The organism is Halobellus inordinatus (genome assembly GCF_024498335.1).
Classification (GTDB): Archaea; Halobacteriota; Halobacteria; order Halobacteriales; family Haloferacaceae; genus Haloquadratum; species Haloquadratum inordinatus.
In genome coordinates, this window is sequence record NZ_CP101825.1 from 2,367,185 (window position 1) to 2,379,275 (window position 12,091).

Here is a 12,091-nt window from a genome sequence, read left to right on the forward strand (position 1 = left end):
CTGTTCGCGAAATAGTAGGGGCCTGATAGTCGCAGCGCTCGGCAGCGCGGATATTTGCATTTTAGTTGTCAGGACCGATCACGGGATCCAGAGACCGAACCGAGTTGGTTCCGATAGCTAACATCACTCGCATCCGACTCCACTGCCGGTAGAACGCGGCATGACTCGCGGCTATTGGCCGATTAGTGAGGAAATATGCGTTCTATAACAATACACGCGCCAGCGAACTACAGAAACTGTGACCGACATACCTCGACCAGCGTTGCAACTCTACAGCGTACGGACGCTCGACGATTCGCTCCCGGACATCGTTCGCCGGGCCGCGGCGGCCGGCTACGAGGGCGTCGAATTCGCCCACCGCTTCCGGGAGGAACCGCCAGAGGCGGTCGCGACCGCCCTCAGCGAGACCGGAACCGTCCCCGTCGGCGTCCACGCCGAACTCCCGCTCGTCGAGGCGGCCCTGACAGGCGAAAACGACCTCCTCGACCGCTGCTCGACGATCGGGTGTGACCGATTGATCGTGCCGCACATCTCGTTCGGACACCTCAGATCGCGGAACGCGGTCCAATCGCTCGCCCAGCGACTCCGCGACGCCTCGGTGGAGTTAGACGACTACGGCATCGATCTCGGCATACACAACGTCCGGCACTACCTCTGGCCGCTGCTGCCGGACGTCGTGGAGACGATCACGGACGCAGCACCGTTGCCTCCCGGCGTCGAGAACGCCGCGACGATGGCGGCCAGCCGTGCACTCCGCGCGGGTCGCCAGCCGAAAGCCACCAACACCGGCCTCTGGAATCTGATCACGCAGACGGAGACTGCGGACCTCTTCTTCGAAGTCGAGGTCGGCGAGATCCGTGCCGCCGGGTTCGATCCCGTCTCCGCGTTTCCGATGTTCGGTGATCGACTCGAACTACTGCACCTGCGAGACGTTGCACCCACCGGACGCTTCGGAGCCTTCGAAGACGCGCCGCACGGGGAGGGCGTCCTCGATATGGAACGGATCTTCGCCGCCGCTCGCGACACGGGCGTCGAGTGGGTCGTCTACGAGAACGAACTCGACGTCGACGCCGACTCGAAGGTCGATCACGGGGCCGCGTTCCTGCGCAAACACCTCGGCCAGAGCCACGATCCCGACGTTCGCGTTGCCGACGCCGAGTAGGGGACGATCACGCGGTCACACAGCGGGCGGGGTCACGCCGCGAGCCACTGTCGGATCGCGCCCACGAGCAATCGATCGAGTGCCCGGGTCGCGGTTCCGAACGCGACGAAGAAGACGACCGTCTCCAGGAACGCCCGAATCACGAAGCCACCGGGATCGGCCGTCGAAACGACCCGGACGAGGGAGGGAATAGTTGTCATCGCGGTATCGAAGGTCCAGGCGGCGACGACCCCGCCGACGAGCAGCGCTGCGAGATAGAACTCCGTTTGCGGTTCCGAGAGCGTGCCGCGCTGTGTTGCCTCGTGACGGACTGCGTCCGCCGTCCCGACGCCGAGCGCCGCCAACTGTCGCCGCGACTGATCGAGCACCGTAACCACCAGCACGAACCAGAGCGCGGCTGCGAGCCCGAATCCGATAGTCGACGGTGCGACGGATAAGATGTCCGCGAGGACTGCAGTGACGCTCGGAGTGACGCGGTCGACGACGACGTAGAACAGCGCGTATCCGAGGACGGCGTCGATAGGGCCGTACGCCGGCACGGACGGGCCACTGTCCGCTTCGACCGGGCGGTCGGCGTCGGGGGCCATACGTACACAGACGTGTCGGGACAGTATCAAAACCGCCCCCGACGCCACTCTCGTAGCTCCTCCGGTTCGGTCTGCTGTTCGCTGCCGTGACCGCTCCGTCTACCGGAAGAGCACGGTCGGCCGGCGGGCGACCGACGCCACCGATTCGTCCGCGTCGATACCGGGCAGTCGGATCGTCGCCGTCGTGCCACCGTCGTCGTCGGCGCCGATCCGGAACGACCCGCCGTAGCGCGTCACGATCCAGTTGACGAGCCACAGTCCCAAGCCTGAGCCGTGTTGCAGTGCGGTTTCGTTTCCAGAGGCGATGACCCCCGCTTCCATCTCGTCGATTCCGGGACCGTCGTCCCTGACCGTGAGTTCGATCCAGTCGCCGTCGTCGACGACGTCGATCGCCACCCGCGGAGTGGGCGACGGGTCGTGCTTGATGGCGTTCTCGACGAGTTCCGAGACGGCCCGCCGTAGCTCCGGGCCGGCACAGATGTCTGTACTCGTTCGGATCGTTCGTTCGATCGTCGCTCCAGCGAAGGCGTCTCGGTGACTTTCGAGGACCGCCGCGACGAGCGCGTCGGGGGCGAGCCGCCGGGGGTCACGGTCGCCGCGTGCGTACTGTTCCAGTTCGCGGGCGCGATCGGACAACTCGACCAGTTCCTGTGCGATGTGCTGGATTCGGTCTTCGGCGTCGGTCCCGGTCTCCATCGAACGCTGTCGCTCGCCGTTCCATCCCAGGATCGCGTTCAGGTCGTTGCGCAGATTGTGCCGGAGCACCCGATTGAGGAGTTGGATCAGTTCCTCGGTTCGCTTACGCTCTGTGACGTCGTTCTGGAACCCGAGATAGTGCGAGAGCGTCCCCCCGTCGTCTTCGACGGGCGCGAGGCGGACCTGATTCCAGAAGGGGGTCCCGTCCTTCCGGTAGTTGATGAGCTCCACCGTCACTGGGTCGCCCACGTCGATCGCCGACCGGAGGCGACTCACCGCGTCTGGGTCCGTCGCCTCCCCCTGGAGAAACCGACAGCTTTGGCCGGTCGCCTCCGCGGCCGAATATCCCGTCACGCGCTCGAACCCGCGGTTCACGTAGACGAGCGGGTTGTCCGGCTTGCGCACGTCCGCGATCGAGATACCGACCTGCGCCTCCTCCATCGCTCGGTTTTTGACGCGTAGTTCCTGCTCGCGCTCTTTCCGATCTGTGACGTCCCGACCGACGCCCTGGATCCCGACGACCTCGCCTCCGGCCGTCACCGGCGTCGCGTTGACCTCGATGACGACGACAGTACCCGACTGATCGAGGAAGTCCAGTTCCATCCGCGCGACCCCCTGTTCGTCGAGGACGTCTACGTAGCCCGCCACCGCCTCCTCGACCGACGATTCCGTCATAAAATCGACGAAGGGTTCGCCGACCAACTCGTCGGGGTCGTAGCCCAAGATCCGCTCGACGGCCGCGGACACGTAGGTGAATCTGGCGTCGAGGTCGAGCCGAAACAGGATGTCGAAGCTCGTTTCGGCGATCCCCTCGAACCGGCGTTTCTCGCGTCGCAACCGTTCGTTTTGCTTCTCGATTTCGCGCTCGTAGGCGTCCCGTTCCAGTTCGCTACTGACGAGTTTCGCCAGGAGTTCCTGAAAGACCTCCTCGGCTTCCGAGAACGGTTCCTCGCGCTCGTCGTCGGCGGCAAAGCAGACCGTACCGTAGATCTCGTCGTTCACGACGACTTTGGCGCCGATGTACGTGCCCAACCCGAACGTCTGGATCGCTTGCTCGTCGATAGAGGACGCGGCCGCGTCGTGCGTCGCGAACGGGCTCTCGAGTTCGATCGTTCGCTTACAGTAGGCGTCCCGGAGTGGGCACTGTTCGCCCGGCTGGATGAGTTGGTGGTCGCCCGTCGCCTGGACGATCTCCTGCATTCCATCTTCGATTCTAGTAAGAAATCCGATAGGAAGGTCGAGGTAATCGGATCCGATTTCGAGCGCGCGCGTGATCTTCTCTTCAGTCTCCCGATTCGGATCGGCGAACACGTCGTAGAGCCGCTCGCGATACGAATCGGAATCCATACTATTTCACCGTGAGCGCGGTGGTTAGAAAAGCATGACGGCTAGCCGCAGAGGGAGAATCGAGACTCCGCCTCGTTTCGGTGCGGCCGGTGTCCCACCGGGAAGTTCGATTCCCTGGGGAGTGCGAAGTTGTACAAAAATCTATCGACGGCCTGCGCCCCTCCGCGGTCGATGTCGGGTTTATACGGATGAGCCGACCGTCGGACGGACTGCAGTATGTCCCCCGACTCTCGGCCCTCCACCGATCGAACGCGACGGCAGTTGCTCTCCGGCGGCGGCGCGGCACTCGCGGTGTCCCTCTCGACACTGACGGCTGGCTGTCTGTCCAGTCTCCCGCCACTCGGCGGCGACCAGCGCTACGGCCGCGTCGGCGTCCCGCCAGCAGGCGACCCCGGATACCGAAAGTGGTTGCCGGCGCCGTCGAGCGTCGACTCCTCGGCCGATCCGTACCACTTCACCGCGCTGGGTTCGACCGCGCTTCGTCCGGAGGCTCCCGAAAAGTTCGTCGGACGGCAGGCCCACGCCAGAGCCGCACTGGACGCCTTCGGCATCGGCTTCGAGAACTACGACCGATTCGTCGGGTCGAACTTCGGTGTCGTCGTCGAGGCGTCGTTCGACCGCGCCGAGGTCACACGAACCGTCACCGGCACCGGCTACGAACGCGACGGCGACTACCGCGGATACGCGACGTTCGTCCGGTCTGACGTCCCCCGCCGGGTCGCGATCGGCGACGACGCCATCGTGTGGACGAGCGCGTACCAGCACGACGCCCCGAACCTGGAAGCGCTCGTCGATGCCGGAGCGGGCGAGCGACAGCGGTATCACGAAGCCGACGCCGCCTTCGATCGGCTCACGGCGGCCGCGGGCGACAACCCCTATCTGGGCGTCAACACGGGCGTTCGCGACCCGACAGACCGCCCGGTGATGCTCGCCGACGCGATTCGGTTCGACGACGACACCGCCTATCAGGTCGTCCACTATCACTACGCCGACGGCCGGGCGCCGACGAGCGCGGCTCTCGAAGCAGCACTGCGCGAGGACGACTACCGGTTCGTCGACGGCGCCGACGAGTTCGACGTCCGGGTCGAGGGGCGCGTCGCGACCGTCGAGACGCAGGTCCCGCTTCGCTCCGACCGCGAACTCGCCCCCGAGTACGACCTCCCGCAGGTGACGTGGGGGGCGACCTACGATCCGGACGCCGACGCGGTGACGTTCCGTCACGAGGCCGGCGAATCGGTCCCCGCCGACAGGCTCTATTACGACCTCGACCGCCCGTCTGTGCCCGGGAAGATCGAAAAGCGCGACCTCTGGACCGGCACTCGGGAGGTCGCGGCCGGTGCAGAGACGACCGTCGATCTGAGCGACGATCCGGAGGCGACCGGTGTGAGCCTCGTCTATTCGACCGGCGGCGTCGGATTCCACGTGCTCTTCGGCCGCGACGTTCGGGGTGGGACTGATGGCTAGCGTCGCTGTCGTGACGGCGAGCGCCGGTTCGTCGCGTTCCACAGCCGACCGACTACCAACCGCAGAGACGATCCAGTATGAGACCCAGAATCTATGCCGGAGTCGGATGATACGTGAGGGTGAGATGGCCGACGTGGACCTCGCAACCGTCGTCGCGCTGCTCGACGACGAGCACGTGCGGTCGATTCTCGTCGCGACGAGCGAGACGCCGCGTTCGGCCACTGAACTCGCAGCGCGCTGTGAACTCTCGACGTCGTCGATCTACCGTCGGCTCGACCGCCTGACAGAGGCCGACCTCGTCGGCGAGCGGACCCGACCGCGGTCGGACGGACACCACGAGACGGTCTATGCCTCTCGGCTCGACCGTTTCGAGGTCACGATCCGCGACGGCGAGTTGTCGTGGGAGATCGAACGCGAGAGCGACGACGTCGCCGACCAACTGACGCGGCTGTGGGGGAAGCTCTGATGTCGGTCGCCGGACTCGGCTCCCCGATCGGCCTGCTGGCGGGCGCTGCAGCGACACTCTCGGCGCTCCTCGGTCTCTATATCGGGTATCAGGCGTATCGCGGCCTCCGCCGGAACGACGAGCGCTCGATGCGGTGGCTCTCTGTCGGAATGATTCTCCTCTTCGGGCTGACGTACACGCTCGCTGTCGCCGGCCAAGGGCTGATCGCGTTCCGCGTCCTCCCGATCCGCTTTCAGAACGTGATCCGCCTGCTCGTCCGGACGACTCAGGTCGTCGGACTGGTATGTATCGCCTACTCGCTTCAGATCGCGACCGGGCGCTGACCACCTCCCGCGCTTCGACAGGATCTGTTCTGCGCCCCCGACAGCGACAGTATAATACCGGACCGGGGTCGCTGTAGCCATATGGAGCGATTCGACGTAGCAGTCGTCGGCGGGGGACCTGCGGGGTCGGCCGCCGGACACGCCGCCGCGTCGGCCGGCGCGTCCGCGGTAGTCCTCGAAAAGGGGGTTCCGCGCGCGGATCGGCCGGACCGACTGGGACCGGACTCGACGGACGCCGCGGGCATCCTCGACTACTGGGTCGACATAATGGGCATCCACCCCGACGAGATGCCCGACGACGTCGTCCTCGGCGAGTTGGATCGAGCGGAGTTCATCGGGCCCAACGAGTCGATCACGCTGCGGTCGACCGGGATCGAATCGTCGTACGACAACTTCGGATTCTGTATGCAGCGGGCGCGCTTCGACGACTTCCTCCGCGGCCGCGCGGAAGACGCCGGAGCGTCCTATCGGGTCGGCGTCTCAGTTCGGGGCGTCGAGAGCGATCACACCGGCGACGGACCGCGGCACCGCGTCGAACTCGCGAGCGGCGACGCCATCGGCGCCGACTTTCTGATCCTCGCCGACGGCCCGCAGCGACAGGTCACGACCGGCGTGCTCGACGAGTATCTCCCGTTCGACGTCACCGAGCGCCTCTCGACGCGGGAGACGAACCACATCGCCTACCAGGAACACCGTCGCCTCCCCGCGGACGTCTTCGAGGAGGTCGCGGGCGCGATCAAGTTCTGGTGGGGGTATATGCCGGGCCACACCGCCTACCCGTGGATTTTCCCGAACGACGACAACGTCGCGCGGATCGGCCTGACGATGCCGATCGGGATGGAACTCGACGACCTGGCGAACCCCGAAGACTACCCGCTCTTAGAGCCCGAGGACGACCGGATCCCGCAGGGCCGCGAGTACATCCGCCGGCTCCTCGAACAAGAGTACGGCGGCGAGTACGACATAGCGGAGGATTTCCCCCTCGTCGAGGACCGCGGGAAGTCCGGTGGGACCGAGACGTACGCCATCTCCTCGACGCGGCCGATCGACTCGCCGACCGACGCGGGCATCGCCGTCGTCGGCGGCGCGATGGGGTCGACCTCGGCGTTCCACGAGGGCGGCGATCACACGGCCGTCCGGACCGGCGCGATCGCGGGCGAACTCGCCGCCGCCGGAGATCTCTCGCCGTACAACGACCGCTGGAAGGACGCCATCGGCGACGAGATCCTCCGCAACGTCGCGATGGCTGACGTCGTCCGCGATTACGACCCAGACGACTGGGACTGGGCGTTCTCGACGGCCCGGAAACTCCTCGACAACAGCGAGGGCTACGGACTGTTCGACACGAGCAACATCAGCGCGGGCTTCAGCGCGGCGCGACTGGTGACGACCTACAAGCGCACGAAGTTCTCGTTCCGCAACGGCAAGTACGTCCAACTCACCGAATCCGAATACACGCTGTAGCGCGCTGAGTCGGAACGGCCTTGAGCGTCGACTTCGTAATACGGGTGCGCACCCTTAGTCCCCGCCCGAGTACTCCCATCACGGGAGCGATGACGAGGCGGCGAACCCGGGTGTGCGACATATGGGACGTCCGTGCCCCAAAGACGGGCCGCCTGACACGAGGGTTTCCCGGCCGACGCGGCACGCAGCCCCGGGATGAGGCCGGCCGTTAGTGTTCCGGGCGTACATTTTGAGTATGTCACTAATACTATCTATTGATGATATGAGTCGCTCCGGGATGGTCTATCGTTGAGACAGGTCTTCCGTATTTATGTCTCCCGTCGATTTTGGAAGATAAAGTGTATCGTCGTGTGTAGTGAAAAAGCAACCGTGTACAGCACCACTAATCAGTTCACAAGCTTTTGGCTAGTACGCTTGTTACAATCTAACGGTGTGTCTCAATTATGACTCCTATGAAATCACTCCGCTCTCTCCTGACTCGCAGTCGTCCTGAGAAACTCGGACTCCTCGAGGTCATTGCGATGGGTGTCGGCGGAATGGTTTCGGGCGGAATCTACGCTGTACTGGGCGTCGCAATGCAGCAAGCCGGTAATGCAGTCCCATTATCGTATCTCGTTGCGGGCGTCATCACTCTCCTCACTTCCTATTCCTATCTCAAACTCACGCTGCACTTCGGGGAACACGGTGGCGTCTTTTCATTCGTCGAGCACACCGTCGGCAACCCGACTATCGCCGCGTACGTGGGGTGGGTTCTCGTCGTCGGATACGTGGGTGTAATGGCGATGTACGCGTTCGCCTTCGGTGCCTACACGCTCACTGCCGCGAGAGCCATCGCAGGGATCGAACTCCCGCAACTACTGCGGCCGATTATCTCAACCGTGATTGTCGCTACATTCGTCGGTCTCAACCTCACGGGCGTCAACGAGACTGGCCTCTTTGAAGATATCGCAGTGTACATCAAAATCGTCATTTTGCTGTCGCTCGCAACCCTCGGAGTGATTTTTTATGATGGGAATGTGGCAGCACTCGACTTCTTCAGCAAGGGCGTCGTCAGCCCCATCGCAGGATTCGCCATCATCTTCGTCTCCTACGAGGGCTTTCAACTCCTGGTCTATGACTACGAAGACATCGAGAACGTGGAACGGGTGTTGCCAATCGGGATGTACGCCGCCATCGCTATTGCGATGCTGATCTACGTCTCGGTTTCGTTTATGGCGACACTTCACCTTACGCCAGAGCAACTCCTCGCCCATCAGGAGGTCGCACTGGCCGAGGCCGTCTCCAACATCCCCGTTCTCGGGGGTGCTGGGTTTGTTCTCGTCATACTTTCGGCAATGAAAAGCACCTCGTCGGGCATCAACGCGACCTTGTTCGGTACCTCGCGGCTTGTGCATAAGATTGCAACAGAAGGTGCACTCCCGCGCGTGTTTTCGTTCCGAAACCGTGACGGAATCCCCGTCTACGCGTTGCTAATTATCGGTAGTCTGACGGCAGCACTCGCAGCCCTGGGAACTCTCAAACAGATTACTGAGTTCGGATCAGTGGCGTTTCTGATCTCATTTGCAGTCACGAATTACACGAATATCGTGCTTGCCGACGAGACGGGCTCGAACCGCTTCATTCCAATACTCGGTCTGATCGGCACAGGAGTCGCACTCCCGGTTGTTCTCTATCACCTGTATCAGACTGACGTGGAGATTCTGCTCTGGATCGTGGGAATCTTTGCTGTAGTCTTCCTCATCGAGTTCCTCTACGTAGAGCGGAGTTCGTTTACGCCCGATGTAGACGATGGGGAGAGAGGTTGATCTAAGCGACGGAATTTCAAAATGGCGAGACGACCTCGTTCGGCATGGACTCACGCGTGCACTTCCACCGAGCCTACTAGTAGTTTATCGCCCGGTAGTGTTCCGGGCGTACATTCTTATATGCTACTAGAATTAATTGTGAATAATTCAACTAGTTTCAACTGGGTCTATTGTCTGGACAGAGTAGTCCACAGAGAGCCCCATTATCGGCGTATTTCCGGGAAAATCGATGATGACGGGCCGGGAATGGTGTCTGCCGGGGGTGCTGTATGTCTGTCAGGTTTGGATGTCCACGCTGAATAAAGCGCGCGTATTGCTCACTCCTGGTTATCGGATTTCAGCATAACTCAAGGTGGAGCCTCCGGCCTCAAGGAGCGACCAGAGGGAGCGAGTAGGCCGGAGAGGAAACCGACACGGTGATACAACCGGCATACTGCGACCCACCGACTCCCGAACGCATAAGTACCGTTATGTACTCTCTGAAATATGGACGTGCGTCGAACCGTCGTCGTGAAACTCGCCGTTTCCGACGAGCAACGCGACGCACTCCACAGAACCGCCGAACAATATCTGTTCTGTGCGAACCGAACTGCCGATTACTGTTGGTCGGACGCCTCATACACCGAGTGCAAGACCAACAAACGGCAGGTTCGAGACGCACTCTACTCCGAACTCCGAGAGAAAACGGACCTACAGGCACAGCTCGTCCAAGCCGCTATCCGCCGCGCTGTCGAAGCCGTCAAGGCGTGTGTCGAACGCTGGAAGAAGGGTCAGCGCGTCTCTTGCCCGACGTTCACCGCCGAAACGATGGACTACGACACGCGGAGCGCGACCTTCTACCGCAACAAAGTGTCGCTGGCGACAGTTGAGAGCCGGGTCGAACCGTCGTTCGTGCTCCCGGCAGAGAGTCCGACGCCCTACGAGCAGTACGTACTCTCCGAGGAGTTTGAGTTCCGCGAGAGTACCCTTCGGTACGACGCGGCGACTGACGAGTTCTACCTCCACATTTCGACTCGGCAGACAGACGGTAACGACGCAGAGGTTTCGACAGAGACCGAGCACCCCGACCAAACGGTCCTCGGTATCGACCTTGGCGTCAACAGTCTCGCTGTCTCTTCGACCGGTACGTTCTGGCAAGGAGACGACTACGACCACTGGTGCCGCGAGTTCGAGAGACGGCGTGGAGAGATACAACAGCGCGGCACGCAGGCCGCACACAACGCGCTCGTTCGGCTCGGCAAGCGCGAAGAAGCATGGCGGAAACAGTACATTCACACAGTCGCCAACGAACTCGTCTCGGAAGCCGTCGATCACGACTGCGACGTGATCGTGTTTGAGGACTTGACCGACATTCGTGAGCGACTTCCGCAGGCGAAGTGGCACCACGTGTGGGCGTTCCGACGCTTGTTCGAGTACGTCTCCTACAAGGCCCCCGAACAGGGAGTCTCCGTGGAGCAAGTCGAGCCGAACCACACGTCCCAACGCTGTTCTCGGACGGGCTGTGGGTTCACACACGAGGACAATCGCCACGGAGAGCACTTCAAGTGCCAAAAATGCGGGTACGAAGTGAACGCGGATTATAACGGAGCAAAGAATATCGGAGCACGCTACGCCCGGAAGCGAATACACAGACTCCGTTCCTCGCCCACGTCGGGGGACGGAGACGCAGAAGTAGACCTGCGTATAACTGGTGGGACGTTGAGCGGCAAGAGTTACCGGCCTATTGCTGGTGACTGATTGCCGGGAGTCCACATCAAAGCCCCACCCTCAAGGACCGAGGCGCAGAGCGCCGAGGGAGTAGGGTGAGGTAGTTTACGCCACTTCCATATTGTTTGTCTCTATATCCCGAGCCACTCATCGTTGCGGACTTGGTACCCCTTTGCCCGGCAGAACTTGGCCGCTTGTCGCCGTACAGCACGGGATCCCGGAAGTTTTTCTTTGTCTCGAATGCGTTCGATAATCCAATCGCTAATGGCCTGGATCCCTTCATCGTCGTCATCGGCGTCAATGGCTTTGAGCTCCTTGAACGTCATTTCGTAGGCTTTGCGCTGTGACCAACGGAGATCCGCGTTCGGGAGCGTCTCGCTGGCTTCTACAACCCGTTTCATGGCCGCGGCGACGGTCGGCCGCTGGACTGCAACACTGACGGCAACGGGCGAATCGAACGTCTCCTCGTCCGTCGCCGGCAAGAGTTCTTCGATCGTGTAGCTCCCGTCGGCCGATTCAACCTTGAGGTCGCCGGCGGCAGCGATGAGCTGGGCCCCCGTTGCCGGGAATTCAACTGATTCGAGTTCCGACTCAAGATCGCCGAACTCTTCTGCCTCTACCGGTGGCTCCGGTTCGTCCCCCCGCTCTAGTTCTGCAGCAACGTCGCGCTCTCGCTGACGTCTATCGGTGTCCCGCGCTTGCTTCTCTCGGCTGTTCTTGTCATCTGCCATCTTCGATTGTAGGCTCTCTAGTCGGATAGGCCTGTGGCTGGTGAACCCGGAATTCCTGGCGTCTTGTTGTCACGTCACCGACATCAACGGCTCAAAGTTCACCCGTGTTCAAAATTATCACAGAGTCGTGTCTCCAATCCCGGAGTTCGGCATCTGTGTCGTATTTACTGGTTTAAAGCCCAAAACGTTCTATTTTAGTTCCACCGGGCCTACTAGTAGATTCTCGCCCGGTAGTGTTCCGGGCGATACCTTCAACTTCACCGGTAGAATCCAGTCACCAACGTTGAGTTCGGGATACAACAGGATCTCATCTTCGGATATCTCGACCTCGACCCGTCC

Annotated in this window: 10 protein-coding genes; 7 read left to right on the forward strand and 3 right to left on the reverse strand. The window is 62.1% G+C overall.

Annotation, left to right across the window (positions count from 1 at the left end):
• Window positions 1-262: 262 nt before the first annotated feature.
• The gene (locus NO362_RS12065; protein WP_256545464.1) at window positions 263-1,162 is read left to right on the forward strand and encodes a sugar phosphate isomerase/epimerase family protein; all 900 of its coding nucleotides are present in this window, start codon (window positions 263-265) and stop codon (window positions 1,160-1,162) included.
• A gap of 32 nt (window positions 1,163-1,194) precedes the next feature.
• On the opposite strand, the gene NO362_RS12070 is transcribed toward NO362_RS12065, so the two are convergent.
• Both NO362_RS12070 and NO362_RS12075 read right to left on the reverse strand, forming a co-directional pair.
• The gene (locus NO362_RS12070) at window positions 1,195-1,749 is read right to left on the reverse strand and encodes a hypothetical protein (RefSeq protein WP_256545465.1); all 555 of its coding nucleotides are present in this window, start codon (window positions 1,747-1,749) and stop codon (window positions 1,195-1,197) included.
• Window positions 1,750-1,848: 99 nt separating this feature from the next.
• Entirely contained in the window at window positions 1,849-3,792 is a 1,944-nt protein-coding gene (locus NO362_RS12075) for a PAS domain S-box protein (protein ID WP_256545466.1), read from the reverse strand.
• 216 nt (window positions 3,793-4,008) lie between these two features.
• On the opposite strand from NO362_RS12075, the gene NO362_RS12080 reads away from it, so the two are divergent.
• The 6 genes from NO362_RS12080 to NO362_RS12105 all read left to right on the forward strand — a co-directional run bounded on the left by NO362_RS12080 (window position 4,009) and on the right by NO362_RS12105 (window position 11,051).
• On the forward strand, window positions 4,009-5,256 hold the full coding sequence (locus NO362_RS12080; RefSeq protein ID WP_256545469.1) for a hypothetical protein: 1,248 nt from the start codon (window positions 4,009-4,011) through the stop codon (window positions 5,254-5,256).
• A gap of 124 nt (window positions 5,257-5,380) precedes the next feature.
• Entirely contained in the window at window positions 5,381-5,722 is a 342-nt protein-coding gene (locus NO362_RS12085) for a winged helix-turn-helix domain-containing protein (RefSeq protein WP_121569356.1), read from the forward strand.
• On the forward strand, window positions 5,722-6,045 hold the full coding sequence (locus NO362_RS12090; protein WP_256289652.1) for a DUF7521 family protein: 324 nt from the start codon (window positions 5,722-5,724) through the stop codon (window positions 6,043-6,045). Before NO362_RS12085 ends, NO362_RS12090 begins: the two co-directional genes overlap by 1 nt.
• Window positions 6,046-6,126: 81 nt before the next feature.
• Complete coding sequence (locus NO362_RS12095; RefSeq protein ID WP_256545470.1) at window positions 6,127-7,509, forward strand: NAD(P)/FAD-dependent oxidoreductase; 1,383 nt, start codon at window positions 6,127-6,129, stop codon at window positions 7,507-7,509.
• Between the two features lie 452 nt (window positions 7,510-7,961).
• Window positions 7,962-9,314, forward strand: coding sequence for an APC family permease (locus tag NO362_RS12100; protein WP_256545471.1), 1,353 nt, complete (start codon window positions 7,962-7,964; stop codon window positions 9,312-9,314).
• A gap of 486 nt (window positions 9,315-9,800) precedes the next feature.
• On the forward strand, window positions 9,801-11,051 hold the full coding sequence (locus tag NO362_RS12105) for an RNA-guided endonuclease InsQ/TnpB family protein (RefSeq protein ID WP_256545472.1): 1,251 nt from the start codon (window positions 9,801-9,803) through the stop codon (window positions 11,049-11,051).
• 101 nt (window positions 11,052-11,152) lie between these two features.
• On the opposite strand, the gene NO362_RS12110 is transcribed toward NO362_RS12105, so the two are convergent.
• Window positions 11,153-11,752, reverse strand: a complete 600-nt coding sequence (locus tag NO362_RS12110) for a DUF5789 family protein (protein WP_256545473.1) — start codon at window positions 11,750-11,752, stop codon at window positions 11,153-11,155.
• Window positions 11,753-12,091 lie beyond the last annotated feature (339 nt).

Coding starts and splice junctions, on each gene's coding strand:
- NO362_RS12070 (WP_256545465.1), bottom strand. CDS start 1,749: ATGGCCCCCGACGCCGACCGCCCGGTCGAAGCGGACAGTGGCCCGTCC.
- NO362_RS12075 (WP_256545466.1), bottom strand. CDS start 3,792: ATGGATTCCGATTCGTATCGCGAGCGGCTCTACGACGTGTTCGCCGAT.
- NO362_RS12080 (WP_256545469.1), top strand. CDS start 4,009: ATGTCCCCCGACTCTCGGCCCTCCACCGATCGAACGCGACGGCAGTTG.
- NO362_RS12085 (WP_121569356.1), top strand. CDS start 5,381: ATGGCCGACGTGGACCTCGCAACCGTCGTCGCGCTGCTCGACGACGAG.
- NO362_RS12090 (WP_256289652.1), top strand. CDS start 5,722: ATGTCGGTCGCCGGACTCGGCTCCCCGATCGGCCTGCTGGCGGGCGCT.
- NO362_RS12095 (WP_256545470.1), top strand. CDS start 6,127: ATGGAGCGATTCGACGTAGCAGTCGTCGGCGGGGGACCTGCGGGGTCG.
- NO362_RS12100 (WP_256545471.1), top strand. CDS start 7,962: ATGAAATCACTCCGCTCTCTCCTGACTCGCAGTCGTCCTGAGAAACTC.
- NO362_RS12105 (WP_256545472.1), top strand. CDS start 9,801: ATGGACGTGCGTCGAACCGTCGTCGTGAAACTCGCCGTTTCCGACGAG.
- NO362_RS12110 (WP_256545473.1), bottom strand. CDS start 11,752: ATGGCAGATGACAAGAACAGCCGAGAGAAGCAAGCGCGGGACACCGAT.